General features: G+C 44.0%; 26 protein-coding genes. 14 read left to right on the top strand and 12 right to left on the bottom strand.

Going from position 1 to position 26,396, the window contains the following annotated elements:
* Positions 1-25 precede the first annotated feature (25 nt).
* From BS617_RS07510 to BS617_RS07490, 5 genes are all read left to right on the top strand, one after another.
* Positions 26-538: an HMG-box domain-containing protein gene (locus BS617_RS07510; protein ID WP_075172221.1), complete on the top strand. Its 513-nt coding sequence runs from the start codon at positions 26-28 to the stop codon at positions 536-538.
* Positions 538-2,379 carry a hypothetical protein gene (locus tag BS617_RS07505; protein ID WP_075172220.1) on the top strand — a complete coding sequence of 614 codons (1,842 nt, stop codon included), beginning with the start codon at positions 538-540 and terminating at the stop codon, positions 2,377-2,379. Before BS617_RS07510 ends, BS617_RS07505 begins: the two co-directional genes overlap by 1 nt.
* A gap of 23 nt (positions 2,380-2,402) precedes the next feature.
* Complete coding sequence (locus BS617_RS07500) at positions 2,403-3,035, top strand: hypothetical protein (RefSeq protein WP_075172219.1); 633 nt, start codon at positions 2,403-2,405, stop codon at positions 3,033-3,035.
* A 39-nt stretch (positions 3,036-3,074) separates the two neighbouring features.
* On the top strand, positions 3,075-3,437 hold the full coding sequence (locus BS617_RS07495) for a roadblock/LC7 domain-containing protein (RefSeq protein ID WP_075172218.1): 363 nt from the start codon (positions 3,075-3,077) through the stop codon (positions 3,435-3,437).
* Between the two features lie 185 nt (positions 3,438-3,622).
* Complete coding sequence (locus BS617_RS07490) at positions 3,623-4,243, top strand: MiaE family protein (protein WP_075172217.1); 621 nt, start codon at positions 3,623-3,625, stop codon at positions 4,241-4,243.
* On the opposite strand, the gene BS617_RS07485 is transcribed toward BS617_RS07490, so the two are convergent.
* Positions 4,240-4,989: a UDP-2,3-diacylglucosamine diphosphatase gene (locus tag BS617_RS07485; RefSeq protein WP_075172216.1), complete on the bottom strand. Its 750-nt coding sequence runs from the start codon at positions 4,987-4,989 to the stop codon at positions 4,240-4,242. The two genes, BS617_RS07490 and BS617_RS07485, sit on opposite strands and share 4 nt — an antisense overlap.
* Positions 4,990-5,009: 20 nt before the next feature.
* Positions 5,010-5,501, bottom strand: a complete 492-nt coding sequence (locus tag BS617_RS07480) for a peptidylprolyl isomerase (RefSeq protein ID WP_075172215.1) — start codon at positions 5,499-5,501, stop codon at positions 5,010-5,012.
* A gap of 175 nt (positions 5,502-5,676) precedes the next feature.
* Here BS617_RS07480 and BS617_RS07475 point away from each other — a divergent pair, with 175 nt between their 5' ends.
* Complete coding sequence (locus BS617_RS07475) at positions 5,677-7,377, top strand: glutamine--tRNA ligase/YqeY domain fusion protein (RefSeq protein WP_075172214.1); 1,701 nt, start codon at positions 5,677-5,679, stop codon at positions 7,375-7,377.
* A gap of 33 nt (positions 7,378-7,410) precedes the next feature.
* Here the strand turns inward: BS617_RS07475 and BS617_RS07470 are convergent, their stop codons facing one another.
* The 7 genes from BS617_RS07470 to ggt form a co-directional block, all read right to left on the bottom strand.
* A complete protein-coding gene (locus BS617_RS07470) occupies positions 7,411-7,695 on the bottom strand; it encodes a S24 family peptidase (protein ID WP_075172213.1) in 285 nt (94 codons plus the stop codon).
* Positions 7,688-8,194 carry a superoxide dismutase, Ni gene (gene sodN, locus BS617_RS07465; protein ID WP_075172212.1) on the bottom strand — a complete coding sequence of 169 codons (507 nt, stop codon included), beginning with the start codon at positions 8,192-8,194 and terminating at the stop codon, positions 7,688-7,690. Before sodN ends, BS617_RS07470 begins: the two co-directional genes overlap by 8 nt.
* Before the next feature lie 2 nt (positions 8,195-8,196).
* Entirely contained in the window at positions 8,197-8,403 is a 207-nt protein-coding gene (locus BS617_RS07460) for a hypothetical protein (protein WP_075172211.1), read from the bottom strand.
* Positions 8,404-8,417: 14 nt separating this feature from the next.
* Positions 8,418-8,846, bottom strand: coding sequence for a DUF2753 family protein (locus tag BS617_RS07455; protein WP_075172210.1), 429 nt, complete (start codon positions 8,844-8,846; stop codon positions 8,418-8,420).
* A gap of 15 nt (positions 8,847-8,861) precedes the next feature.
* Positions 8,862-10,241 (bottom strand): class II fumarate hydratase, encoded by a 1,380-nt coding sequence (locus tag BS617_RS07450; RefSeq protein WP_075172209.1) that lies wholly within the window; start codon positions 10,239-10,241, stop codon positions 8,862-8,864.
* Positions 10,222-10,665 carry a hypothetical protein gene (locus BS617_RS07445; RefSeq protein ID WP_139303139.1) on the bottom strand — a complete coding sequence of 148 codons (444 nt, stop codon included), beginning with the start codon at positions 10,663-10,665 and terminating at the stop codon, positions 10,222-10,224. Before BS617_RS07445 ends, BS617_RS07450 begins: the two co-directional genes overlap by 20 nt.
* Before the next feature lie 237 nt (positions 10,666-10,902).
* The gene (gene ggt, locus BS617_RS07440) at positions 10,903-12,684 is read right to left on the bottom strand and encodes a gamma-glutamyltransferase (RefSeq protein ID WP_083609967.1); all 1,782 of its coding nucleotides are present in this window, start codon (positions 12,682-12,684) and stop codon (positions 10,903-10,905) included.
* A gap of 297 nt (positions 12,685-12,981) precedes the next feature.
* Here ggt and BS617_RS07435 point away from each other — a divergent pair, with 297 nt between their 5' ends.
* Together BS617_RS07435 and BS617_RS18245 are read left to right on the top strand one after the other, a co-directional pair.
* Complete coding sequence (locus tag BS617_RS07435; protein WP_075172207.1) at positions 12,982-13,881, top strand: HDOD domain-containing protein; 900 nt, start codon at positions 12,982-12,984, stop codon at positions 13,879-13,881.
* Positions 13,882-13,916: 35 nt separating this feature from the next.
* On the top strand, positions 13,917-14,072 hold the full coding sequence (locus BS617_RS18245) for a DUF7230 family protein (protein ID WP_170870330.1): 156 nt from the start codon (positions 13,917-13,919) through the stop codon (positions 14,070-14,072).
* 28 nt (positions 14,073-14,100) lie between these two features.
* Here BS617_RS18245 and BS617_RS07430 read toward each other — a convergent pair whose 3' ends face one another.
* Positions 14,101-15,357, bottom strand: a complete 1,257-nt coding sequence (locus BS617_RS07430) for a TMEM143 family protein (protein WP_075172206.1) — start codon at positions 15,355-15,357, stop codon at positions 14,101-14,103.
* 228 nt (positions 15,358-15,585) lie between these two features.
* Between BS617_RS07430 and BS617_RS07425 the strand changes: the two genes are divergently transcribed.
* The 5 genes from BS617_RS07425 (at position 15,586) to BS617_RS07410 (ending at position 21,929) form a co-directional block, all read left to right on the top strand.
* A complete protein-coding gene (locus tag BS617_RS07425; protein ID WP_083609966.1) occupies positions 15,586-17,412 on the top strand; it encodes a PHA/PHB synthase family protein in 1,827 nt (608 codons plus the stop codon).
* A gap of 185 nt (positions 17,413-17,597) precedes the next feature.
* Positions 17,598-17,771, top strand: a complete 174-nt coding sequence (locus BS617_RS18240; RefSeq protein ID WP_170870329.1) for a hypothetical protein — start codon at positions 17,598-17,600, stop codon at positions 17,769-17,771.
* A 163-nt stretch (positions 17,772-17,934) separates the two neighbouring features.
* Complete coding sequence (locus BS617_RS07420; protein ID WP_075172205.1) at positions 17,935-18,558, top strand: LysE family translocator; 624 nt, start codon at positions 17,935-17,937, stop codon at positions 18,556-18,558.
* 209 nt (positions 18,559-18,767) lie between these two features.
* On the top strand, positions 18,768-20,057 hold the full coding sequence (locus tag BS617_RS07415) for an NAD(P)/FAD-dependent oxidoreductase (protein ID WP_075172204.1): 1,290 nt from the start codon (positions 18,768-18,770) through the stop codon (positions 20,055-20,057).
* 36 nt (positions 20,058-20,093) lie between these two features.
* A complete protein-coding gene (locus BS617_RS07410; RefSeq protein ID WP_075172203.1) occupies positions 20,094-21,929 on the top strand; it encodes an ABC transporter ATP-binding protein in 1,836 nt (611 codons plus the stop codon).
* Between the two features lie 84 nt (positions 21,930-22,013).
* On the opposite strand, the gene BS617_RS07405 is transcribed toward BS617_RS07410, so the two are convergent.
* Positions 22,014-22,613 (bottom strand): DUF6515 family protein, encoded by a 600-nt coding sequence (locus tag BS617_RS07405; protein ID WP_139303138.1) that lies wholly within the window; start codon positions 22,611-22,613, stop codon positions 22,014-22,016.
* Positions 22,614-22,851: 238 nt separating this feature from the next.
* Between BS617_RS07405 and BS617_RS07400 the strand changes: the two genes are divergently transcribed.
* Positions 22,852-24,768, top strand: coding sequence for a PhoX family protein (locus BS617_RS07400; RefSeq protein ID WP_075172201.1), 1,917 nt, complete (start codon positions 22,852-22,854; stop codon positions 24,766-24,768).
* Between the two features lie 106 nt (positions 24,769-24,874).
* Here BS617_RS07400 and cfa read toward each other — a convergent pair whose 3' ends face one another.
* Complete coding sequence (cfa, locus tag BS617_RS07395; RefSeq protein WP_083609965.1) at positions 24,875-26,080, bottom strand: cyclopropane fatty acyl phospholipid synthase; 1,206 nt, start codon at positions 26,078-26,080, stop codon at positions 24,875-24,877.
* Between the last annotated feature and the right edge of the window lie 316 nt (positions 26,081-26,396).

Genomic DNA, 26,396 nt, shown 5'->3' with positions numbered 1-26,396 from the left:
ATTAGGTGGAAGAATAGTCGTTACCATGAATGATAAACCCTCTATTGATAACAAGAGTGCCACAGAGTCTCACATTTGGCGTGCTATTTCTGATTGGGATTTAAATGAAGAGTTAGAAAGCAGTCTAGCTGACAGCATTCAATCTACATTTGATTCATTGGATCAGAAAGCGTTGATCTACAAGGGAAAACATCCCGAACTAGGTCTTAAACAGATGTGTCGCCATATAGCGCGCAAGCCTGATGATCTGCCAAGCCATATTAAACGTTTTTATTTGGCTATGCAGACGCGTTCAATTGCGCAGGTAGAAGGGGCATTGGTAGATATCATCATAATTCTTCGATTTCACGGTAAATCGCTTTCCGAGCGTTTGATTAGAGAGTCACTCCCGCTGCTCGGTCAGGAAAAAGTCGAGGTTTTTACCTCCATTGTCAATGACAAAACAGTGAATGCAGTTCTAAACATGGATGTGAGTTTTTCGGTGCTAGTCAATGGGAATAGCTTACCCGCTACTTTTAAGAGGAAGGAAGTTTCCTGATGAAAAAAAGAACAGCTAAACGCCCTGTACAGGTGATGTTGTACGGGTTTTCAGGAGCAAGTCTGTATACTCTCGAGTATTTCTTTAATGAAAAAAAATCGGGTAAATACAAGCTGGTCAATGATGTACATTATGCTGATTGGTGTATTTTCAATGCTGACCAACCGCAGACTAAGGAAGTGCTCCACAAGCTGTTCGTTCGAAAAATTAACAAGCCATCTATTGTTATTTCGATTAAGCCGTTGATGTGGGAAAACACAACCACTTTGTTGAAACCTTTTACGTCGCAAACGTTAGAGGCGTCAATCGCTGAAGTCGAGTTGCTGGTTGCCGATGCTCAAAAGACGGCGACAGAAGAATCCTCGGCTGAAGTAGAAACAAGTAAAGAAGTAAGTGACACAGAAGAAAACACGCAAGACCTAAGCCTTTCTGAGGGCAGTGATACAGCTGACGATAAAATAAGCAACGCAATCAATACTCCTGCACAACCAAGTGCGTCAACTGAGGGGGAGTTGTCGGCTAATGCTGCTCCAAACGTGATTGCAGAAGACAATGCTTCAGTGAACGAGGCTGTCGCCGATGAAAATACCGAAAAGAGCAGTAAGGTTGCTTCTTTAATTTTAGCCGCTCAGAAGCGCAAGGCGCGTTTAGCCGCTGAAGCTAAAGAACAAAATGCCCAGCAATTAACGGATAGCAATGCACCTAAAGACCCTGTACCTAACCCATCTGGTATGGCCACAGAGGCTAGTTCTTTGCAGCGTTCTTCCATGCTACCTGATCCGCGTGTGGGGAGTGTTAGAGCGCAGGTTGTTGCACGCTTATCCAGTCCTCAGAGTAATGTAGAGGCTCCAGCTGAAGCGCTTTTGGCGGATGTTCCAGACAGCGTTGAAGAGGTGTCTGTCGAAGCTGACATTACGCCTTTACAAAACGAGACGGCGAACGACGTGCCCGATGAAGCGGTAAAGGCATCGACTGATAAAAAAGACACAGTAGCAAAGCCAGCGCTCACAGTGGAAGAAAAAGCTAAATTACGTGCCAAAAAAGCACTGATTCAAAAAAAGATACAACGCGCCAAGATGCAAGCAGAGATCAACAGTCGTGCTGTGGATACGCATCAAACGCCTTCAATTAGTAAAAAGTCTGCTAACCTTTCGGTTGAGCCTTACTTAAAAGAAGAGAAGCCTTTAGCTAAAACTGCTGTTAAGAAGCCTACAGAAGACGCTAATAGTAGGGCATTGAACACACAGACATTGTTTGGTCACTTACCTAATTTAGACTGGACCAATGTTTCTGATAAGCGCCGTATGAGCCTGCATTTAGATGGCATGTTGCTACCTTGGCTATCAAAAGCAGTTGAGCAAGGTAAGGCTAAGCAAAGTGCATGTAAGATATCTGGAATTCATGTGCATCTAGAGTATTTGCCATGGACTGACTGCTTTATTTGTGACGGTGATGATGATTTGTTGAATGCAATGATGTCTAGCCGATTCAGTGTAGGGGAGTTAGGTATAGAAGAGGGAACAACCACGGAAGCAGAGCTTTTTGATGGTCTTGGTACAGAATATAGAACCGTATCATCTGAAGATTTGTTGTGGCTGGCTGGCTTATGGACTTCACACGGTAGAGTGTTACCCAACGATGATCCAACAAGAACTCGTAAATTATCATATTCGCCTGAGTGTGCTCGAGAGTTACAGATTCCTGAGCTGCATGCCATCCTTAAAATTTGGCAGTCGCGACCAATGTCGGCATTTCAGGTAATAGAAGCGCTAGATATGCCGCAGCGATATGTGTTCGGTGTAATGGCGGCGTGTACCTCAGCAGGTTTGTTCAAATATTAAGTGTCATTTTGTGAGTAGTAATAGTGAGTGATCAAGGTAGTCAGACGCGTTATTTGCAAGTCACCCCGAGTGGGGCATTTTACGCTACAGTAAATTCTCATCCTGATGAAGCACGTGCTATTTTATTGCAGCTGTTAAGTAGTAACGAGCCGATTGAGTTTTCTTATGACATTTTTGCCGAAATAGCGGATCTCGAACTTAATCATGCAAAAACTTTGTTCAACCGATTGTTAGCTAGGCGCTTTTTGGTGCTTACGGGTACACCAATTGAACAAAAACGTGATAGTCTTGAGACAGTTTTAGCTAGTATACTGCCGGCATTATCCTCCAGCGGAAAAGTTATACTAGGTGATGATCAAGGCTTTTGTCTTGCTTCATCAGGATTTGATGCAAATCATGCAGAATCATTAGCTGCGTTGTCCGCAGATTTGATTTCGCTTCATCAGAGGCACCAACATATTCTAAATGATGATTTAGAGTTGATGGGACAATCGTGGGGCATGTTAGACCCGGTTGGTAATAGCCAACTGGGAAATTGGATAATACATATAGGATCACAAGTTTTTGTACTTGTAATTCAGGAGCAACCGCTTTTAAATCAGCACCAATTTGTAGAATTGCTGTCCGCGCTTGCAAGTCGTTATTTAGATAATTAAGCCGGTACAGGCTGAATACTGGAATGGAGTATAGTTTTTATGCGTTCGGAAATGATGGGTTCTATTCTTTCTGACCTGAATGGCACATCGGCAGAAATTGAAGCATCAGCCGTCATCTCAACAGATGGTTTGATGATTGAAGCGCTGCTGCCTGCTGACATGGACGAGGATCGAGTAGGCGCAATGAGCGCAGCTATGCTCTCTTTAGGTGAGCGTACTGCCCAAGAATTGGCGCGGGGAGAGTTAGAACAAGTGTTGGTAAAAGGAATCAATGGGTATATTTTGATGACACACGCCAACAAGGACTCTGTCTTAACTGTTGTCGCTAAACCCAATGCGCGTTTAGGTTTAATCTTTCTTGATGTAAAACGTGCTGCTGAGGCTATTGGTAAGTTGCTCTAGCTTGCAGTCGTTGCCAGTGAGTCTATAGGTGTAACAGAGTTTTTGATTGCATCCTATAGGCTCATATCTACTTCTAACATTCCCGCCAGTAAAACCACTTCCCTTATTGCAATCTTATTACTTATAACATTTAGGCCTGCGGTATAAATGGTTATAATACGCGCGCATTATTTAAAGGCAGGGCTATGGACGCGTTAACAGAGATAAACCAATTTCTTGCTTGTGAAACACCGCAAGCGTGGATAGATGAAGCTATTAAACAGCAAGAGTTACTTCTAGTCGATCATGCTCATTGTGAAAAGAAGGCTGCTTCTACGGCGATGACACTGATGTTTCGTTATGTAGATCGCTCCGATCTACTGAATAAAATGTCCCGCTTAGCACGTGAAGAGCTGATTCACTTTGAGCAAGTCCTCGAAATTATGGAGCAACGTGGTATCGAGTACTGTCACCTTTCGCAAGCCCGGTATGCCGGTGAAATGCGTAAACATGTGCGGACATCGGAGCCAGGTCGGTTAATTGACACGATGATAATAGGGGCTTTTATTGAGGCTCGCTCTTGTGAGCGCTTTGCTAAAATTGCACCCTATTTAGATGATACGCTGTCTAAGTTTTATCGTTCTTTGTTGAAGTCCGAAGCGCGTCACTACCAAGATTATCTAGGTTTAGCTGAAAGTTACGCAGGTGAGCCAATTGATAGGCGAGTTGCCTTTTTTAGGAAAGTTGAAAAAGAACTGGTAGAAAAACCCGATACTGAGTTTAGATTTCACAGCGGTCCACCCGCACCAGTCGAATCGGTGAATTAAGTGCCTAGTGTAGTCGGGTCGGTTGGATGAATCGGCTCGTCTATCAATGTTAGGGCTTGATGATCGCTCACCAGATACCATAGCTTTTTATCCCAATCGCCTAGGACAATTCGAGTGCCGACATCTGCTTTGATCTGATTATGGTGTACTGCAGGCCGATGTGTATGTCCATGAATCACAAGCTCAACTTGGGCATCAACTAATGCTTGGCGAACGCTATTAGGATTAACATCCATGATATCGTTTGATTTTTCAGCGCCTTTCTTTTTGCTAGCTTCACGCATTTGCCGTGCAATGTGCAATCGTTCATTGATGGGTTTATTTAAAAAATCGGTTTGCCATTCGGGGTTTCTCACCATTGAGCGAAACGCTTGGTATTCTACATCGTCGGTGCAGAGTTGATCTCCGTGCATCAATAATGCGTCACCAGTTGGCAGGTTAACAATGTGCTTAGGCGCTAACAGTGTGCAGTTGGTAGCGGTTGAAAATGCATCACCAACCAGAAAATCGCGATTGCCATGCTGAAAATAAAGAGCCGTGGTAAGAGAGGCTGATTGAAGGGCATCGATGACTGACTGGTAAGCAGGTATGCCGCCGTCATCCCCAATCCAAGCTTCGAAAATATCACCTAACAGATAGAGCTCATCTGCATCATTAGCTGTATTTTTGATAAAGTGGAGAAACGCCCGGGTGATATCCGGGCGCTCTGTCGTGAGATGAAGATCTGCGATGAAATAACGCTTCATTCCGTAGTGCTTGCCTTTACTTAGACAATCTCAGCCTTCTCGATAATAACGTCCTCTTTTGGAACGTCTTGGTGGCCCGCACGCATTGTTGTGCTCACACCTTTTATTTTCTCAACTACATCTAATCCATCTACCACTTTGCCGAATACAGCGTAGCCCCAGCCTTCGGTGGTTTTAGACGTGTGATCTAAAAAGCTGTTGTCTGATACGTTGATAAAGAACTGCGCTGAGGCTGAATGAGGGTCCATTGTGCGTGCCATAGCTAAGCTGCCTGCAACGTTTGGTAGACCATTATCTGCTTCGTTTTCGATTGTTGCGCCTGTTTCTTTAGGCTGCATGCCTGGCTCAAAGCCGCCGCCTTGTATCATGAAACCATCAATGACTCGGTGAAAAATCACACCATCATAAAAACCTTCTTTTACGTACTTCTCGAAATTAGCTGCCGTTTTGGGTGCTTTTTCATGATTCAGCTCAACACTGATATCACCATGATTGGTATGAAGAATGATCATTCTTATAATTCCTTCTGAACTCTGTCACTGCCGTATTATACTCAAGTCTTACTATGATGCACTGACTAAGCAACCTTTACCGAGATATTTAGCATGAATCCCTGTGTGCAGGGCATATCGATGTGTTTATAATGCGTTTTCAGTTGCCAAAACCGATTTGGATAGACCGTATACCATGTCAAAAAATGACCCGCAGTTAAAACCGACCAACTTTATTCATCAAATCATTGAAGATGATTTAAAAAACAATACACATGCTGGAAAAGTCGTAACACGTTTCCCGCCTGAACCTAATGGCTATTTGCATATCGGTCACGCTAAATCCATCTGCTTAAATTTTGGTACTGCCGAGAAATACCAAGGCAAGTGCCATTTACGTTTTGACGACACTAATCCGGGAAAAGAAAGCCAAGAATATATTGATTCTATTATCAGCGATGTTGAGTGGCTCGGTTATCAATGGGCAGGTGAAATCCGTTATACATCCCATTACTTTGATCAGTTATATCAATGGGCTGTGTATCTCATTGAGCAAGGTAAAGCGTATGTTTGTGACCTTTCTCCAGAACAGACTAAAGCCTATCGCGGTAACTTTAATGAGCCGGGTAAGAACTCGCCTTACCGTGATCGTTCTGTAGAAGAAAACCTAGCACTATTTGAGAAAATGCGTGCCGGTGAGTTTAAAGAAGGTGAATGTGCTCTGCGTGCAAAAATTGATATGGCCGCGCCTAATATGAATTTACGTGACCCAATGATTTATCGCATCATTCATTCAGGGCATCACCAAACGGGTGATAAATGGTGTATTTACCCTATTTATGATTTCGCACATGGCCAATCTGATGCAATAGAAGGGATTACGCACTCACTGTGTACTTTAGAATTTGAAGATCATCGTCCTTTGTACGACTGGTTTATTGAAAACCTTCCTGTTCCGGCTACGCCAAAACAGTACGAGTTTTCTCGCTTAGAGCTTAATTACACCATTACAAGTAAGCGCAAACTCAAGCAGCTGGTTGATGAAAACGTTGTCGACGGCTGGGATGATCCTCGTATGCCGACGATCTCAGGCCTGCGACGTCGTGGATATACCCCTGCAGCTGTCCGTCAATTCTGCGAAATGATCGGTGTAACCCGCTCGAACGGGGTTGTAGACATGGGCATGTTAGAGTCGGCGATTCGGGATGACCTAGATGCCAATGCACCGCGAGCTATGTGTGTTACACAGCCATTGAAAGTTACTCTGACTAATATGGAAGAAGGCGTGGAAGAGTGGTTTGAGCTTCCTAACCACCCGAAAGATGAGAGCATGGGCTCTCGCCGTGTAGGGTTTACGCGCAACTTGTTGATTGAAAAAGATGACTTTATTGAAGTTAAGCCAGTGGCTAAAAACAAGCATGATAAATGGAAGCGATTAGCTAAGGGTGATGCTGTCCGTTTACGCGGTGCTTACGTTATTACGTGCCAAGAAGTGATCAAAGACGAAGCTGGTGAAATTGTTGAGCTGCTATGTACTTATGATCCTGCAACAAAAGGTGTAAACCCAGAAGGGTACAAACCTAATGGTGTCATTCATTGGGTATCTGCTGAGTTATCCGTGCCGTGTGATGTCCGTTTGTATGATCGTTTATTTACAGAAGCAAACCCTGATGGTGACAAGGAGCGTAATTTCCTTGACTTCGTTAACCCTGATTCTTTAGTTAGCCTACCCGATGCGCGCGCTGAGATTAGTTTGAAAGGTGCTAAACCGGAAAGCAGCTTCCAGTTTGAACGTAATGGTTACTTCAGTATCGATAAATCTTCCACGGATGAAAAGCTAGTAATTAACCGAACTGTTGGGCTTCGAGATTCTTGGACGAAAGGAAAGACTGCCTAACAACCCTTAATGTTTGATGAGGAAAAAGAGCACTTAGGTGCTCTTTTTTATAGTAAGAACCACCTTGCCAATACAGGCCTCACGCGGAAACCAGCCCATTTCTTGGGTGGATATGCTGTTTGTGTTTGTCCCGCTTAACTGAAACTCTTCTTTGTCGTTCAATGTAACAACGCGTTTAATAATTTGCCCATATTTAGGGTGAATAGCCACAACAATGCTGCCCAGTTTTGGGCGAGTAGTGCGGCGGACAATAACAAAATCTCCGCAGGACAGTACGGGGCTCATACTTAGCCCCGTTACTTTGATAATGTTAAGCATTATCCAATACTGGATAGACCACAGCTTGAGCGGGTGGATATGGGCATTGAGCTGTGTAAGTTTTTAGCCCTTTTGTTGTCCAAAATGCTTCAGCAAATTGGTTGACCAGTGCAAGCAGCTCCAATCCATTCTGTCGATCTATGTGCTGTTTGCATTGCGATGCTTTAAGCATAATGTTGTGAACTAAGTCGTGTATGCCGGCAACTTGATCAAATTGAGGCTGTTTAAAATAATCGCCCCAAATTACTCGTATTTCATGTTTTACATTACCCGCGTGGGATTCTTTTTCATTCACTAACCGGGCCAGTTGTGCCTGGTCGGCAATGGATAACGGTGTTTTATCTTCTAGCTCAGCAATGAGATCGCACATCCGAATAACGGTTAAAGCCGCAATTTGTGCGCTAATCGGATCGTATATTTTACACGGAATATCGCAGTGCGCGGATGCTGTTTCAAACGGTTTTGCTTGATCTATGTGGTTCAGTAAAGCGTGCAGCATCTTTATTTCTCCTGTTTGATAGTACTACGCGCGCGTATTTTTCGAGCGCCTTGGCGAATAGCCCAGCCTGTGGCTACTAAAACGGCAGCAATAGCTGCTAGGGTGAGCAAGTGAATAGGCTCGCTTAGCCAATGACCATGGTCGTGCCCTGGGTGTGCATTAGCAAAAGGGGCTAATAAAGCGGCAATGATGAGCAGTAAATAGCGCAAAATAGATCTCCTTGTTATTGGTTGTATTTTTGAATGACCAGTTGTTCTTTGATCATTACAGGGGGCGACTGATGTGTTGCAGCGCTCGATTTTTGAATGAGACTGGCCCACTCAATGCGCAAGTGGGACGCCGCATGTAACAGGGCAACTTGTTGAAGCTCTGATAAGAAAAGGCATGAGAACTGCTTTTGCAAAAATAAACTCGCTTGTTCAAGTGCTTGTTGAGCAGAGCTCCATGAGTTGAGTGCAATATGAGCGTCCGCGATGTTGAAGTAGCTGATAACGACAGCCGCCACAGCACGTTCGGGCTCTAGCTCGAAAACGTTATCAAATAAATTTAATGCTATTTCGATCGCATTTTGATTAATTGACAATGCTTGGTTGAAGCGCTCTTCACTGTAGGCATCACGGCCTTGATTAATTAGCAGTTCCCAGTTTTTCATAGTGGTATCCTTGTCCTATAAGCCGCCGTATGTCAGTTTTGCTGGATCTAACAGCTCCTCTAATGCCTCTCGTGATAAATCAGTATGTTCAACAGCGACATCAATAACGGGGCGACGTTCTTTGTAAGCTTGTTTTGCTATATTGGCCGCGTTTGCGTATCCAATAATTGGGTTGAGTGCCGTCACCAAAATAGGGTTGCGTGCTAACGCTTCGTTTAATTTATCTTCATTCACTACAAAGCTTGAGATGGCTTTATCAGCGAGTAAGCGAGCTGTATTAGTGAGCAAGTTAATACTAGAGAGCAAATTATTGGCCACTAAGGGCAGCATAACGTTAAGTTCAAAATTACCAGACTGGCCGGCAATGGTAATGGCGGTGTCGTTCCCGATAACCTGTGCGGCAACCATAGCTGCAGACTCAGGTATTACAGGGTTAACTTTGCCCGGCATAATAGATGATCCTGGTTGCAGGGCTTCCAATTCTATTTCGCCTAAACCTGCCAGAGGCCCTGAGTTCATCCAGCGCAAATCATTTGCGATTTTCATTATGCTGACGGCTGTGGTCTTAAGTTGCCCTGATACAGCGACGGACGTATCTTGTGACGCGATTCTGGCAAAAAAGTCTTCAGATGGGGTAAATGCTAGGCCGGTTTGCTTACTTAGCGCCGCACAGAACTCCTTTGAAAAATCTGGATGAGCATTAATACCTGTACCAACGGCTGTTCCCCCTTGGGCTAGCTGAAGTAAGCTGGGAAGTAAGGCTTCAAGATGACGTATATTATCTTCAATTTGCGTGGCCCAAGCTCCCAACGATTGGCTTAAGCGGACAGGCATAGCATCCATTAAATGTGTGCGACCTGTTTTAATGCAGTTATCGACGCTAGCGGCTTTATTACGAATCGCCGTTGATAAATAGTGCAGGGCAGGGAGTAAAGAGAAATGCATCTCTATCGCAGCACTGATATGAATGGTCGACGGAATAATATCGTTACTGCTTTGCCCATAATTTATGTGGTCGTTTGGGTTTATGGTCAAGCCAGATGCTTTGGAAGCCAGGGTCGAAAGTACCTCATTGGCGTTCATATTAGAGCTAGTACCAGAGCCTGTTTGGTACACATCAACGGGGAAGTGGCGTATAAAGTTTGGGTCTTCCAATAAGCTATCCGCTGCATTGACAATGGCATCTCCCATTGCTTTGTTGATCAAGCCTAGTTGTGTGTTGGCGGTTGCAGCTGCAGACTTCGCCAAAATTAGTGCACTGATGAACGCAACGGGCATAGGCGTTCCGCTGACCGGGAAGTTGTTAATAGCACGCTGTGTCTGAGCTGTGTAAAGCGCATCGGCAGGTACCGCTAACTCTCCCATGCTGTCGTGCTCAATACGTGTCGTTGTCATGCGGTCTTGCTCCTGTAGATTGGCCATTAAATGTTGAGGCTTGATGTGATAGTCCGGCACTTAAATAATGAGTCATGGTGCGTATCTCATTAGCTAGTGCGTTGTAATGTTGAATTTCATTAGCGCTACGAGCATAAGCTTTCATGTTGAGTAGTGGCTTATTCAAGGCATCTAAACAGCAACAACGCCAATGGCTAGGTAAGAACTCGTCGCAAACAGTTTCTAATAACAACCGGCATTGGTTTGCATAAACCGTAAAATACGAACCAGATAGACAGAGCAGCTCTTGTTCAAGCTGAAGCCATTCGTTAATAAGGTTAGGGGTATCAGGTTGCGAAGCGTTTCTGATTGCTTGTCTCAACTTTCTTTGATGATTCCGTAACCACATCTGTGAGTAAGTATTGGTAAATCTGTTCTGTGCCATAAATAAATGCTAATGATAATGATTCTTAAAACCAAGATAGCTAAATTATCGCGTTAATGCAATTGTTTCTCATTTGTATTTGTCGGTGGTGCTATGAAAGGCTTTGTTGTAGGAGAACATGAAGCGCTAGATAATATTGAAAGCGAGGGTGTGAGGACGATTGAGAGAGTTGCGCGAACATGGAGTTTAGCGGCCTTTAACAATCATTAAAGGCCGCTTTAAACACAAGGGTTGTAACTACCGTCCCATAACGACGCCTTCTCGTCGGGGGTCGGCTGCACCGATTAACTGATCCGGTGTGATTTTAATGGCATGGAGGCCTGAATTAAGAGCTCGGCGGTTAACTTTATAACCCATCTCCTGTAAAGAAGTGGCTAATTGGTCTGCTGATGGGCCTTCTTCTATGTCATAAGTGCCAAAACGGTTGATCAGATGCGGGCTATTCAATGAGTCTTGTAAAGGCTCGTCCCAGAGTAAATGCCTGATGAGTGCATTTGACACGTAGCTAATAATTCGGGAGCCACCCGGGGAGCCAATGGCCAGAACAGGTTGGCCCTGTTTCATAACAATAGTAGGGGACATTGACGAGCGAGGTCGTTTGTTAGGCTCTACTCGATTAGCGACAAGCTTACCATCGGCTTTAGGTACAAACGAAAAGTCAGTCAGTTCGTTGTTCAAAAGGAACCCGTTTGTCATGAGCCGTGAGCCAAAGCCATTTTCAATGGTGGTTGTCATGGATACGATATTCCCTTTGTTATCAATAATTACAAAGTGGCTTGTTGAAGGTAATTCAATGGCTTGGTCTTGGGCTAAGGCAACGGCTTTATCTTTCCAAGTAGGCTGCCCGGGTTCTGCTTTGCTTAATGGAGTGCCGGGTGTGATAAGGCGGGCGCGTTCAGCAAGGTAATTTGCATCTAGTAAACCAACAGGCATAGTCACAAAATCGCTATCTGCCATGTACAAGCCACGATCAGCAAATGCCAATTGAGTCGCATCCCCTATAACTTGCCAACTATTAGGATGATTTGGCCCCCATTGTTTTAAATCAAATGAGGTAGTCATGCTGAGTATTTGGCCAACGGTTAATGCGCCAGAGCTAGGTGGACCCATACCACACACTTCATAGCTCAGGTAGGGGGCACACACGGGAGCCCGCTCAATGATGTTATAGTTTGCTAAGTCTTCTTTGCTTAGAACCCCAGGATTGCCTTCGGCCGTTTGAACTCTTTTAGCAATAGATTCAGCAAGGCTGCCTGTGTAAAACGCATCAGCCCCCTTAGCGGCTAATAATGACAGTGTTTCTGCGTACTCAGGATTTTTTAAGAGGTAGCCAGCGGGTAGGGGGGCTCCTTGCGGGGTAAAGAAGTATTGTTGAGTATCAGTGTAACGGCTGAGTCTCTCTTCATCATCCGCTATGGCCCCTGCAAGGCGTGGAGAGACTGAAAATCCCTCCTTAGCTAGTGTAATGGCGGGCTCCAGTAATGATTCCCAAGGCTGTTTGCCGTATTTTTGATGAGTATCGTACATTAACTTAACGGTACCGGGGGTGCCTACAGAACGACCACCGACAACAGCATCATAAAAAGCTAAGGGTTCACCGTTCTCCATAAAAAGTTCTGGAGTTGCGTTACTAGGCGCAGTTTCACGGCCATCGTAGGTCGTTAGTTTTTTGTTTTTAGCGTCGTAATAAACTAAAAATGCTCCGCCTCCTAACCCAGAAGATTGCGGTTCAACGAGGCCCAGTACGGCTTGTACAGATACCATGGCATCGATGGCACTGCCACCCTTAGCTAATACATCGAACCCCGCTTGAGTAGCCAACGGGTTGGCTGTGGCCAACATAAACTCTTTTCCAGTTTGGCTTGCTGTTATGTGTAAACCTGATGCCTGCTCGGGTTCTATGTAGTCAGACTGTTGGGCTACTGCACTGGATACAGAGAACACCAATAAGGGTGCGACAAGGCTAGCAATTCTTTTTTTTATGAGAGGTGATGTTGGCTTATTTGAATAAAGGGGCATTAATCTGTCCATGAAAACCTCTGTTCTATATGAAAATGGCCGTCTAGGGAAAGCTAAACCTTTCATGGGTATTGATAGGATTAGCATGAAAGCATAGCTTTTAATGTACTGCCTTATAGGTAAGTCTGTGAAGCGATAGATGACTTAATGTGATAACCGAGTCTTTAAAGGTCTATAATGTTCGCTATGAAGGGTTTTACTCAATAAATAGCTATCGGGACCGATAACTTATCTAAAAGAAATGACGCGATATCAATCAGCAAGCGTTGCAGGCGATTGTTAGGAACCTAAAAGCACATGCACAAACAAGCGGTAGCCGACTTAAAGTATATTCACCAGCATATCGAGCGTTTGCCGTTGCTCCCTAATGTACTTTTTGAGCTAATGACTCACGACCAAAATGATGAAAAGTACTATGAGATGGTACTTGGTCTGGCAAAGGCGGATCCGCCTCTGGCAAGCTTCATTATCAGTTATGCTAATTCGGCTAGCTCGTCACCTAATCACGCAATAACTAATTTAAAGACAGCACTTACACGAGTGGGTGCTTTGCGTGTTGTTAACCTACTTACCGCAAAGTCTGTAGCTAAAGTATTTGTGCCTAAAACGGATGACAGTAAACAGCTGTGGCGACATTCTATACAAGTGGCTACGTTTAGCTCTTTTTTATGCCGCACGGCTCCTACGTTCACTGTTAATCCTGAAACAGCCTATTTGGCCGGTTTATTTCACGACTTAGGTCGTTTCGTAATGATGGATATAGTGCCAGATGCACTTGAAGCAACGGTTGCATCTAGTTGGGCTACACCTCAGGAACATCCTGAAGTAGAAACGGCTACCTTAGGCTATAACCATTGTGAAGTAGGGTACTTGGCGTGTCGGCGCTGGCGTATGCCTGAACTGATTTGTAATACTACACGCCATCACCATCATTACACGGTTTGTAACAACGCAAAATTACCAAAGGAGTTTAGAGAGCTGATTATCCTCATGACCTTTACGGATCATGTGAGTGCGTTGCTGGCTAAACACCCGGATTGGGAAGATTGGACAAACGAAAAGTTATACGATTATGTTCAGGTTAATTGCTTAAGACCTGAAATTGTAAGCGCCTCTTTGCCTATCAAAATCTTTGTAGATGCTTTACCTGTCTTGTATCAAAAGTGCCAGCAATTGCTTGAAAGTATTGGTCAGTGACCCAATATATGCATTTTGTATAGGTAGGTTGGACTATGAATAAAACAAAGAACTTGGTAGCAAAGCATGCCGTAAATTATCAGAAAAGTGCTGTTTTTAAAGACAAAAAGAAACAGTTAAAGCGCGGGGATACTCGCAAACATAAAGGCCAGCAGTGGCCTGTTTTAAATGGCGGCATGGCGGCTACTTAAAACAGGTTTCTGCTGGAAGCTCTTAGTTTTAGTTGAGCACCTCTGTACCATTCCCCATTTTTAGCCATAACAAATCAAGTTGCCGCTTTGCTTTTTCTAGAGGCAGAGCTGTTAAAGAGCTGTCATCATTTTTTGTAACAAGCCCCATTTGCACTAGCTTGCGCATGGCATCGCAGATCTCGAAATTAATGTTGGCCACCCAGCGCTCTTTTAACCAAGTTTCAATAGCGCTATCGAGTTGCTCTTCATGAAGCGGAATAGGAGAAGTTAGTAAAAAATAGTACGCCAGTATAGCTTCTTTGCATTCTTCTTCTTCTGCTTCATCAATTAAACGATGGAATACGCCAGCATTATTATCTAAATTTTTAAAATATAGGTTTTTTGTTAGCGATTGAACAAACCGTAACTTGCGGTTTTTAAAATTGTTAAACTGTTTAAATAGATAGCTGCCAAGTGCGCCTATGCCCGCAAATAACGCGATAAGCGCTGTGTTATCGATCGTAACTTCTGCGTTATGTAAGCCCAACCAGAAGCCCAATAAAGAACCCAATAATATTAGCGAACCGCCTAGCTTGGTGGTGATTACAATCCCTCCGCTGATGGCGGCGGGCACTCCAATAAGTAGCTTATCTAATAGGCGCATCCGTATTTGCGTATTTGGAAATAGCATTTCTAAATCGGCTTTGGGTACGTTTTTGAATAATTTTAAAACAACTCCACCCGGCTCTAACCCCAACGCTTTTTGGCGCTCTTCATCAAGGTGTTCATTTAAACGTATATAAATTGCTACGCGTTCATAAGTTGTGAACTCTATGCGTTTTTTAGATAAGCCAAAAAAACGAGGAACGTCTTCATAAGCGCTGTGCTCACTGCGCGAAAACAGCAACACCTCGGCAAAGTCATCAAAATCAACTTGTAACTGAACTTTAAACAGAGACGCCTCATCTAATGCTCTATTGAGCGTGGATTCTGAAATTTGATCGTAGTTCGCTTTGATCAATAAATCCTTCAATTGATCAACAAACGACAATGGCTCGTGGTGCATTGTAGCTGGCAATTCCACCTGCTGGGTGTCAGCATCGGGGTTAATGCGAGAAAAAGTATCTTTAAGCTGCTCTGTTTGTGTAAGGAAAGAAGCATGAATGAACCGCGTTAATTGCCCTGCAATTTGCCTAAATTGTTGCCTTTGGGCTTTATCAAGATCGTTCTGTGCTAAACACATTTCGATTAGATCGGATTTGCGAAATGGGATGAACTTCATTAAATCGGATGTGCGGTTTTCCATAGTATGAGTGCTGGTCTGGCTCCATTGGGGGCGCAATTCTAACAGTACTAGCGGTAAAGCATAAGTATTCTAGGGAACAAGTAAATGGAAAATGTTCTGAGCCAGATAGGTTGTTATTAAATCAGCTACAGTTACATGAATTAAAAGCAAGGGCTGATTCAGATCAAGTTGTATAGCGAGAGGCTAATTGATAATAGTACTACGCCACTCAACTGACAGGAGAGTCAGATGGACGCTCAAACGAATTTAGTTGCTTTACCGCAAAGGTCTGCCATCAAGGCTTACACCGATTTTATTGATAGTACCCTCAAACCTGCAGTCGAACATGATGATTACCAATACTTCTCTTTCAAAGCCATTGATAACGCTTATAAAGCCGGGTTGGCTCGGTCAACTGCTGGAATATCTCCCGCAGGGTTGAGTAGCCTATATTACACATGGCTTTCTCATTTGGCTTTGTCGCCAGGTAAGCAAGTAGAGCTGGTTGAAAAAGGTATCAGGAAGGCTTATCGCTCGTCACGTTATCTTCAAAGCGCTATGCAAGATGGCGCCCCTTGTTGTATAGAACCCTTGCCGCAAGACCACCGTTTTAGCCATCCAGGCTGGAGTCGCTGGCCATTTAATTTTATACAACAAAACTTTTTGCTTACTCAGCAATGGTGGCACAATGCGACCACCAACATAGACGGCTTATCCGCTGAGGATGAGCGCAGCATATCATTTATAGCCCGCCAGATTTTGGACCGCTACTCGCCCAGTAATATGCCATTGTTAAATCCCGAAGTTTTGCAAGTCACGCTGGAGCAAGGAGGGGCCAATTTAATCACCGGTTTGCAGAATTTAATGGATGATATTGAGCGGCAATCATCAGGCAAACCTCCTGCAGGTACCGAACAGTTTATTCCGGGGCAGCAGGTTGCTGTGACACCGGGCAAAGTGGTTTACCGCAACCATATAATGGAGTTAATTCAATACACACCGACAACTCAGATGCTTTACCCTGAGCCTGTCTTGATAGTGCCTGCGTGGATCATGAAATATTATATTTTGGATCTTTCACCCTATAACTCAATGGTTAAATACCTCGTTGATCAAGGCCATACCGTATTCATGATCTCTTGGTTCAATCCTACCTCGGATGACAGAAACCTTGAAATGATCGATTATCAAGAGCAAGGCGTCATGAAGGCTATTGATGCCATTAGCTCTCGATGCCCTGAAACTAAAATTCATGCGGCCGGTTATTGTTTGGGGGGGACTTTGCTTTCTATTGCCGCCGCCACCATGGCACGAGATGGCGATGATCGACTTAAAAGCATGACGCATTTTGCTGCGCAAGTTGATTTTTCGGAGGCTGGCGAGCTTATGCTGTTTACCAACGAGAGTGAAATTTCTTATCTTGAGAAAATGATGTGGGACCAAGGCGTACTCGATGGCTCTCAAATGGCCGGAGCTTTTCAGATTTTAAGGTCTAACGATCTTATATGGTCAAGAATCGTGCACCAATATCTCTTAGGTGAACCATCGACCATGAATGACTTAATGGCATGGAATAGCGATTTAACGCGCATGCCTTATAAAATGCATTCCCAGTATCTACGTCGGCTCTTCCTGAATAACGATCTGAGTTCTGGTCGCTATATTGTTGATGAAAAGCCGATCGCAATAAGTGATATTCATGTTCCAATCTTTTCCGTAGGTACGGAAAAAGATCATGTGGCGCCTTGGCAGTCGGTTTATAAAATTCATTTAATATCGGATAGCCCAGAAGTGACTTTTGTGCTGACGAGCGGGGGGCATAATGCGGGAATCGTTAGTGAACCAGGGCATAAGCATCGTCATTACCGCATTGCACGACAAAATGAAGCTGACAGGTATATCGACCCCGATTCTTGGATCAGCCAGAATAGTCCAGTTGAAGGCTCTTGGTGGCCGCGATGGCACACTTGGTTGGCAGAGCATTCCGCACCACAGCAAAACCATCAAAGTTTAAGCACTCAGTGGCACGACAGGGGGTTGTGTGATGCGCCAGGGACCTATGTCCTACAACGTTAAGGAGCATCGACTGCATCAATTACCCTGTAAACAAAGGGTACTAAAAAAGTACAAAATATTTATAAAAGATGTTGCGGCGCACAATAGACCTAAGTATAATACGCACATTGGCTTACTTGTGGGCCTGTTTGTAAACAATTCCTTGATGTTGTTTGTACAACTCTCCGGGATTATTAGGTACTTTTATGGATTCGAAAATTCGTCAACCAGAAAACTGGTTGGAGCAGCAACAGTCTCTTTTAGATGCGTACATTGAGCGCGTATTCGAATCAGAGTCTATTGATGATTGGTTTGGGGCCGCGCATTGGTATGTCGACGCCATCTCAACACTGTTTGGTTCTAATCTTAAACGCACCTAGTTACCTCTCCATTTTGAACCTGCCAATTGGCAGGTTTTTTTTATTCAAAAAATACCGTTCAAAGCAACGATGTATTGCTATTTCTTCAATGATTTAGGCTGACTTTGAGGTAGGGATTTGGTGTAAAGTAGCAGCCTATTAAATTCGGTATCGCGAGTAGGCCATGTTAGAAATATCCATATTAGCCGTTTTTATTCCAACATTTTTATTTGTATCGGCAACCCCAGGAATGTGTATGACACTGTCTATGACTATGGGTATGACGATTGGTGTTCGCCGCACAATGTGGATGATGCTAGGTGAACTGGTGGGTGTAGGACTAGTGGCAACATTAGCTGTCATAGGGGCCGCCGCCATGATGCTAAACTATCCATCAGTCTTTACAGTCTTTAAATACATTGGCGGTGCCTATTTATTTTATCTCGGTTACCAAATGTGGTGCTCACGAGGCAAAATGGCGATCCCTTCGGATATAGAGTCACAGCCACTGGTTAAGCGGTCCGCTTTGGTCTCGCAAGGGTTTATAACGGCCATTGCTAACCCCAAAGGCTGGGCATTTTTTATCTCGCTACTTCCACCGTTTATTAACCCAGATAAAGAAATGCCTACTCAGTTATTACTGTTAATTAGCCTAATACTGCTTATCGAATTTTTTTGTTTGCTAGGGTATGCCAGTGGTGGGCAAACATTGCGTCGTTTTTTAATGAAGAGTGGGAATGTTCGTTTGATGAACCGAATAGCAGGTACGTTAATGATGGGTGTTGGTGTTTGGTTGGCCTTTGGCTAAGAAAGAAGAAATACATATACATTCAGGACGAAAGTATTTATTGATTAAATAGGTTGTTTACTTGTTTTAAGCCATATAAGCCGTTAGTTTTCAGACATCGATCACATTATTAAAAGCGTTGAGGCAAACGTCTAATTCTTCTCAAATTGCTGTTTATAAATTGCTGAGACATGGATTGCGTTTTCCTGAATACATTTGAGGGTCAGATTATGGAAACCATCGTTGTTGTTGGCGGAGGAGCAGGCGGCTTAGAGCTTGTTACCAGCCTAAGTCACAAGTTAGGCAGGAAGAAAAAAGCTAAAATTATTTTGGTCGATAAGAATAGAACGCACATTTGGAAACCTCTTTTACATGAAGTTGCCACTGGTGCTCTGGACACGAGTACCGACGAAGTTATTTATCGTGCTCATGCTAGTCGTCATCATTATGATTTTAAGCTGGGTACTATGACCTCAATGAATAATGAGGAAAAGTACATTACCTTAGCGCCTTTGGTTGATGAGAATAAAAAGCAAATTGTGGGCGAGCGTAAGCTCCACTTCGATAAGCTAGTACTCGCCGTTGGAAGTGTCAGTAACGATTTTGGCACGCCAGGCGTGTCTGATCATTGTTTTTTTCTTGATTCACAAAGCCAAGCTGAGAAGTTTCACAAAGCCTTATTGAACCAGTTTTTACGAATGGACCAAAGCCCTGACGATAGTTTGCTGCATTTAGCCATCGTAGGTGGTGGGGCAACAGGAGTAGAGTTAGCCGCAGAGATGTACCACGTGGCTGACTTGCTGAAAATTTATGGCTTACCGGCTATGACTAAACAACGCTTAAAGTTAACGCTTATCGAAGCCGGGCCTCGAATCCTTCCCGCATTACCAGAGCGCATTGCCGCTTCTGCTAAACAAGAGCTGGTTAAATTAGGCGTTAATGTACGAGAAAATACGAAAGTTACCAGTGCGACTGAACTGGGTTTTGCGGCAAATGAAGATGAGCATATTAATGCTGATATGATGGTATGGGCTGCAGGTGTTAAAGCGCCTGAATTCATAACCAAAATGGGTTTGTTTGAAACCAATAGAATGGGACAGATTCTAGTCAAACCAACGTTGCAAAGCACTATCAGCGATGATGTGTTTGTCATTGGTGATTGTTGTGGTTGCCAGCAAGCTGATGGAAAATGGGTGCCGCCACGGGCTCAATCTGCACATCAAATGGCAACCCAAGTACTTAAAAACTTAATTGCACAACAGCAAAATAAACCGCTGAAAGACTATGTTTATAAAGACCATGGCTCTTTGGTTAACTTAAGCCGTTACAGCACGGTTGGTAGCTTGATGGGCAATTTGAGTAAGGGGACTATGTTTGTTGAGGGGCGTTTAGCCCGTATTGTTTATGTCTCACTATACCGTATGCACCAATTTGCAGTTCATGGCTGGTTGCGTGCCTCTGCGATTATGTTGGCTCAAAAGATAGGCCGTACTGTTAAACCTAAAATGAAACTGCACTGATTGGCCCGTGTAGTAATTTTTTTGACTGAGTAATTTATGTTTTCATTTTTTGAGCGGTTAATTGCGCCGTTTCCTTCACACGAACCGACGCAACCGCCCAAAGGGTTGCTGGCTTTTTGTCGTCATTACACAAAAGGCGCAGAGCGTTACCTGATTTTAATGGCGTTGCTGTCTGGCGCTATCGCAATGACCGAAGTTGCATTATTTGGGTTTATGGGGGATTTGGTTGACTGGCTGATCGCTAAAAACCCGGATACGCTCTTGCAAGAAGAAAGCGGGCGTTTATGGGGAATGGCCTTTATGGTCATTATCTTCCTTCCAGCGCTTGTATTGCTTCATGGTTTGATCGTCCATCAGACGCTATTGGGCAATTACCCTATGCGGATCCGTTGGTTATCACACCGGTACTTATTGAAGCAAAGTGTTTCATTTTACGGTAATGACTTTGCTGGCCGAATTTCTACCAAGGTCATGCAAACGTCGTTGGCTATCCGTGAAACCGTTATGAAATTGCTCGATGTACTGATGTTCATCGTGGTTTATTTTGTCTCTATTGTTTTTCTGGTAGCGCAATCTGACTGGCGATTAATCTTGCCAATGCTCCTTTGGTTAGTTTGCTATGTCTGTATCCAAGTTTACTTTGTGCCCAAGCTGCGCAAAGTCTCGACTGATCAAGCCGATGCTCGAAGCTTGATGACGGGGCGTATTGTAGATAGTTACACCAATATTCAAACGGTTAAGCTGTTTTCACATACTGATCGTGAATCTGACTATGCAGAAGAGGGGATGCGCGGCTTTCTAAAAACCGTTTACCATCAAATGCGCTTAGTAACCGGATTGAATTTCTTTGTTCAATTCATCAACTATTTATTAGCGTTTGTTGTTGCGGCCACCTCTGTATGGCTATGGACATTAAATGCAATAACGATTGGTGAAATAGCGGTAGCGATTAGTTTGGCGTTGCGTATTAATGGTATGGCGCAATGGATCATGTGGGAAATAAGTGCTTTGTTTGAAAATATAGGCACAGTAACGGATGGTATGGCTACGTTATCTAAGCCCCTAGAAGTACAAGATTTATCTGATGCTAAAACCTTACATGTGCAGCACGGCGCTGTAACCTTTGATCATGTTAAATTCCATTATGGAAAAGGTTCGGGTGTATTAGATAATTTAAACCTCTCTATAAAAGCCGGCGAAAAAATAGGCGTTGTTGGCCGCTCTGGTGCTGGGAAGTCAACATTGGTAAATCTGCTTATGCGTTTCTATGACGTTGAATCAGGCCGCATATTGATCGATGGGCAAGACATTAGCCAAATGTCACAAGAATCATTACGCCAGCAGATTGGTATGGTGACGCAAGACACGTCACTTTTACACCGATCAGTACGCGATAATATTTTATATGGCCGACCCGATGCCAATGAAGCGGATCTGCAAGATGCGTTGACACGAGCAGAAGCTGTTGATTTTGTGTCTACGCTGACAGACCCTCATGGTCGCGTAGGGCTGGACGCCCAAGTCGGTGAGCGCGGTGTTAAACTTTCGGGTGGCCAACGCCAACGAATAGCTATTGCACGTGTGCTTCTTAAAGACGCACCTATACTCGTACTCGACGAAGCGACCTCCGCTCTCGATTCTGAAGTAGAAGCCGCTATTCAGGCCAGTTTGTATCGTTTAATGGAAGGTAAAACGGTGATTGCTATTGCGCATCGACTATCGACCATCGCGGCTATGGACCGATTGATTGTAATGGATAAAGGACAAATTGTTGAGCAAGGCACGCACAGTGAATTGATCGCGAGTAAAGGGATATATGCTCAGCTTTGGGCACACCAAACCGGTGGCTTTTTAGGGTTAGACTCAGAGTAATGTGTCAAACAAATTAATGAACTCACCCTTATTAAAACGGCCCATGTGGGCCGTTTGTCGTTAGTGCGCGATCATTACATCACATTAATGTCTTTCCCCGTAAGATGAGTATTGACGGTTATCTTTTTGGAAGCCGCTTTTAGAGCGTGAGTCATTCCGGCCTTTCTCCTTGCGATCCTTGGCTGATTTTCCGTGGCCGTTCTTGCTGTTATTGTATGCATTTTTTTGGTGTTTATTCTTATCAGAATGATGTGCTTTCTGGTCTTTGAAGCCCTTAGAGTCGCGTATTACGGTTTTGGTTGAATGGTTGATGACGCGATAGCCATTAGGGGTTTGTAAGTAGTAGACATTACCGTATTTAAAATGGTTTGCTTCTCGTTTATACCCTTTAGGCAGCACAGGTATCACGGCGCCGATTGGAGCTTCTACTAAGCGATAGCGTCCTTTGCCGGTAGGTCGGTAAAAGCTTCCCTCATAAAACCCATAAAGAAGATCACCTACCTGTATATTGACCATCGCGTTACTGAAAGGAATAGTAATGTTTGCTCCTACCTTGATGTCAGCCTTGGCAGTAGTGGCGGAAAAAGCGACAGCTAGTACGGAGGTAAAAGACAAGGCCAACATTGTCCGTTTGAGGGAAATCTTCTTCGTTTTTAATTGGCGGTTGGTTGTCATGTTAAACATAAGTAAGCCTCTCGAATCATGAAGTCGTCTATTCATAAACATTATGACCAGTAAAGAACTGATAAGTGCGTTACTGATGATTCCATCCTATTGAAGTAGGTCTTTTGCGACTAGGAGATCAAGGCAAAGTAATGTTAACAATTGTTAACTATCAAGTTTTTACAATCGGTTATTAGCGTGTAATTTTTTTGTCACCTAATTTGGGTAGGATTTGCGCAACTATAATGAGGTGATAGACATGAACCCAAATGACGTGAATGCGCAGCCAACAGATTCAATTGAAACAACCGATTTCGATACATTAGTCGATAAGGCTATTAGCCGTCGCAGCCTTCTGAAGGGTGCAATGGCAACAGGTATCGTTGGATTCTTTACTTTATCCCCAATGGCCAAAGCCGTAGCTGATACGATGGCTAGTAGTAAGCTTATTGGTTTTGAAGGCATACCGGCATCTACAGAAGATGCTATAAAGTTGCCGCAAGGTTACCGCCATACGGTGTTAATGGCTTGGGGCGATCCAGTATTGCCAGGAGCACCTGCTTTTGATCATTCGGGCAAGCAAACAGCTATAGATCAAGCCATGCAGTTTGGTGATAACACCGACGGTATGACGTTGTTCCACTTAAAAGATGAAGCTGGCAATATTATCCCTGACCGTGCTGTGTTAGCGGTTAACAACGAATATACCAACAACAAGATTGTTATCTCGGCGGACGAAACAGGTTCGGCAGAAGACGTAGCCAAGTTGCAAGCTGCTCATGGTGTGACAATTGTCGAGCTTAAGCGTGATAGCAACCACCAATGGCACTATGTGAAAGACTCGAAAATGAACCGTCGTCTGCATGCCAACAGTGAGTTTGAGATCACAGGGCCCGCAGCTGGTCATGACTTATTAAAAACGATGGCCGACAAAACAGGTACTAAAGCGCTCGGAACCATAAATAACTGTGCCAACGGTCAAACCCCTTGGGAAACCTACCTTACTTGTGAAGAGAACTTCCATAACTACTTTGGCGCCTCTGATGCAGAGAAACTACCCGCTGAGTTAGCCGAATTTTATGGCGCAAAAGCGGATGAGAGTAAAAACAAATGGTGGAAGTACGACGACCGCTTTGATTTGGCTAAGAACCCAAATGAAGCCAATCGCTTTGGCTGGGTGGTAGAAATAGATCCTTTTGATCCAACTTCAACACCTAAAAAGCGTACAGCTCTGGGCCGCATCAAGCATGAGAATGCTGAAGTTGTGGTCAACGGTGATGGCCATATTGTTGTATACATGGGTGATGATGAGCGCGGCGAACATATTTATCGCTTTGTTTCTAAGAACAAATATCAACCAAATAACCCGTCAGCTAATCGTGATTTATTAGACGAGGGTACATTATATGTAGCTAAGTTTAATGGTGAACTGGGTGAACATGACGGTAAAGGCGAATGGATCGCGTTAGTACATGGCCAGAACGGTCTGACTAAAGAAAATGGCTTTGCTGACCAAGCTTCTATCCTTGTGAATACGCGTAAAGCTGCAAAACATGTTAAAGCGACGACAATGGACCGTCCGGAGTGGATTACTCATAATCCTTCTACCGGACAAGTCTTCTGTACGTTAACTAACAATAAGCACCGTGGTAATAAAGAGAACCAGCCACTTAATGCGGCTAACCCTCGTCAAAGCAACCACTATGGTCAAATCATACGTTGGTCAGCTGCGGGTAATGATCATACAGCAGATACATTTGTATGGGATTTGTTCTTGCTTGCGGGTAACCCTACAGTTCATCCTGATACACTGTATGCAGGCAGCAAAAATATCACAGCAGATAACATGTTCAATAGCCCTGATGGTATTGGCTTTGATAAAGGCGGCCGTTTATGGGTGCTTACTGATGGTGATATGAGCAATGAAGGTGATTTTGCTGGTCAAGGCAACAACCAAATGTTGTGTGCAGATCCCAATACAGCTGAAATCAGACGCTTTTTGGTAGGGCCTGTTGGATGTGAGGTAACAGGTTTAACGTTTGCAGATGATAACCGAGCTATGTTTGTTGGCATTCAGCATCCAACAAAAGGCTTCCCAGATTACTTGGACGGCGGTAAGCCTCGTTCGAGTATCTTGGTGATCACACGTGAAGATGGCGGTGTTATTGGAGCTTAAGCACTAAAGCTTAAGCCACCATTGGCTTCATCTTAACGATGGTAACTAAGGGCAGAGCAATCTGCCCTTAGTTTTTTAAGGCTGCTAAAAGATCAGCGGTTTATCTCTAGCGTGGACTTTTATAGCGGTCCATTGGCGTTAAACGTTTACGAAGGACGACTTGGTATAACTGCAGAGATCGGCTGCGGAATGAGCCTGCACAGCATTTTAAGTAATAGCTCCACATCCGATAAAACCGATTATCATAAGCGGTAGATAGCATTGGCCAAGCGCGCTCAAAGTTGTCATGCCACGCCATTAATGTACGGTCGTAATCCTGACCAAAATTATGTACATCCTCTACGACAAAATAGGGCTCGCATGCTGCGCTTATCTGGCGTAATGAAGGTATGGCACCATTTCTAAAAATATATTTGTCGATCCAAGGATCTGTCCCTAAATCAGATTTATCTTTGCCAATAGTATGTAAAACAAAAATACCCTCATCTTTCATTAGGCGATGAGCCGATCGCATATAGGTGTCGTAATTCTTTTGTCCAACATGTTCAAACATACCAATTGAAACAAGCTTGTCGTACAGGCCGTCATGGTGACGGTAATCTTGAAGTAATATGTCCACGGGCAGGTGGTTACATCGTTCATCGGCTAAACGTTTCTGTTCTTTCGATATGGTCAAGCCTGTTATTTTAGCTCCATAGCGGGTCGCTGCGAGTTCGGCGAAGCTTCCCCAACCGCATCCTATTTCTAAAACGGAATCATCCTGTTTGAGCTGAAGCTTTTGACAAACTAGATTTAGTTTTGCCAGTTGCGCTTCATGCAAGCTGTTTGCTTCCTGCCAATAACCACATGAGTATGCCATGGTTGGATCGAGCATAGCTGTATAAAGGTCGTTACCCGCATCATAGTGCTGCTCTCCAACTTGGAATGCGCGTTTGATGGATTGACGGTTCATCAGGCGAGCAGCTAACCAGTGTTTAATGAACGTCCAGCGGCCTGTTAGCGTTTCATCAAGTTGTGCAGTCATGGCACGAGTCATGAGTTCATCAACTTGTTCGCAGTCCCACCAGCCATCCATATAGCTTTCGCCGATTCCTATCGAACCTTCGGATAAGACGCGATGAAAAACTTGTCGATTATGTATTTGTGGATCCCATGGGTTTGAGCCGTTGAGAGTAATACCCGCTTGATCCAGTTGTTTTGCTAACCAATATTCGGCTTTACGAGTGGAGTCTATAACCAGTTCGCGATGGTTAGGAGTAGAAGGGCTGTTGGGCGAAAATTCCCGTGTTATACGATCAGCAGTCACTGCCATGGTAATCTCCTTGTTGTATCTGCATAGCAAATACGTCTAAAAGAATAGGCTGGTATGCCGTTGGCAACCATATCAGTGCGCAGTGGTAAAGGATGGCTAAATGCTGAGCTTAAGCTCGTGTAAATAGCTGTATCAATGTCGGGGATTAATAAATAATCGGCATCTCCACTTATCACTGCAGTGAATGTTGTTGGTTTAGTCGCTTTAAAAAGCGTTTTTAATGATCACATTTTTATCAAGCTGATACACAAGCATGATGAGTATTGTGCGCTTGCGTAAACTTGTGATCCTTTAATTTACAACGAAGTCGGGAATA

Source organism: Neptunomonas phycophila (genome assembly GCF_001922575.1).
Lineage (GTDB): Bacteria > Pseudomonadota > Gammaproteobacteria > Pseudomonadales > Balneatricaceae > Neptunomonas > Neptunomonas phycophila.
This window is presented reverse-complemented; position numbering and strand designations above follow the sequence as displayed.

Bases quoted from the DNA above. Each gene is read 5' to 3' on its own strand.
- BS617_RS07510 (WP_075172221.1), top strand. From the start codon at position 26: ATGAATGATAAACCCTCTATTGATAACAAGAGTGCCACAGAGTCTCAC.
- BS617_RS07505 (WP_075172220.1), top strand. From the start codon at position 538: ATGAAAAAAAGAACAGCTAAACGCCCTGTACAGGTGATGTTGTACGGG.
- BS617_RS07495 (WP_075172218.1), top strand. From the start codon at position 3,075: ATGCGTTCGGAAATGATGGGTTCTATTCTTTCTGACCTGAATGGCACA.
- BS617_RS07490 (WP_075172217.1), top strand. From the start codon at position 3,623: ATGGACGCGTTAACAGAGATAAACCAATTTCTTGCTTGTGAAACACCG.
- BS617_RS07485 (WP_075172216.1), bottom strand. From the start codon at position 4,989: ATGAAGCGTTATTTCATCGCAGATCTTCATCTCACGACAGAGCGCCCG.
- BS617_RS07480 (WP_075172215.1), bottom strand. From the start codon at position 5,501: ATGATCATTCTTCATACCAATCATGGTGATATCAGTGTTGAGCTGAAT.
- BS617_RS07475 (WP_075172214.1), top strand. From the start codon at position 5,677: ATGTCAAAAAATGACCCGCAGTTAAAACCGACCAACTTTATTCATCAA.
- BS617_RS07470 (WP_075172213.1), bottom strand. From the start codon at position 7,695: ATGCTTAACATTATCAAAGTAACGGGGCTAAGTATGAGCCCCGTACTG.
- sodN (WP_075172212.1), bottom strand. From the start codon at position 8,194: ATGCTGCACGCTTTACTGAACCACATAGATCAAGCAAAACCGTTTGAA.
- BS617_RS07455 (WP_075172210.1), bottom strand. From the start codon at position 8,846: ATGAAAAACTGGGAACTGCTAATTAATCAAGGCCGTGATGCCTACAGT.
- BS617_RS07450 (WP_075172209.1), bottom strand. From the start codon at position 10,241: ATGACAACGACACGTATTGAGCACGACAGCATGGGAGAGTTAGCGGTA.
- BS617_RS07445 (WP_139303139.1), bottom strand. From the start codon at position 10,665: ATGGCACAGAACAGATTTACCAATACTTACTCACAGATGTGGTTACGG.
- ggt (WP_083609967.1), bottom strand. From the start codon at position 12,684: ATGCCCCTTTATTCAAATAAGCCAACATCACCTCTCATAAAAAAAAGA.
- BS617_RS07435 (WP_075172207.1), top strand. From the start codon at position 12,982: ATGCACAAACAAGCGGTAGCCGACTTAAAGTATATTCACCAGCATATC.
- BS617_RS18245 (WP_170870330.1), top strand. From the start codon at position 13,917: ATGAATAAAACAAAGAACTTGGTAGCAAAGCATGCCGTAAATTATCAG.
- BS617_RS07430 (WP_075172206.1), bottom strand. From the start codon at position 15,357: ATGGAAAACCGCACATCCGATTTAATGAAGTTCATCCCATTTCGCAAA.
- BS617_RS07425 (WP_083609966.1), top strand. From the start codon at position 15,586: ATGGACGCTCAAACGAATTTAGTTGCTTTACCGCAAAGGTCTGCCATC.
- BS617_RS18240 (WP_170870329.1), top strand. From the start codon at position 17,598: ATGGATTCGAAAATTCGTCAACCAGAAAACTGGTTGGAGCAGCAACAG.
- BS617_RS07420 (WP_075172205.1), top strand. From the start codon at position 17,935: ATGTTAGAAATATCCATATTAGCCGTTTTTATTCCAACATTTTTATTT.
- BS617_RS07415 (WP_075172204.1), top strand. From the start codon at position 18,768: ATGGAAACCATCGTTGTTGTTGGCGGAGGAGCAGGCGGCTTAGAGCTT.
- BS617_RS07410 (WP_075172203.1), top strand. From the start codon at position 20,094: ATGTTTTCATTTTTTGAGCGGTTAATTGCGCCGTTTCCTTCACACGAA.
- BS617_RS07405 (WP_139303138.1), bottom strand. From the start codon at position 22,613: ATGTTTAACATGACAACCAACCGCCAATTAAAAACGAAGAAGATTTCC.
- BS617_RS07400 (WP_075172201.1), top strand. From the start codon at position 22,852: ATGAACCCAAATGACGTGAATGCGCAGCCAACAGATTCAATTGAAACA.
- cfa (WP_083609965.1), bottom strand. From the start codon at position 26,080: ATGGCAGTGACTGCTGATCGTATAACACGGGAATTTTCGCCCAACAGC.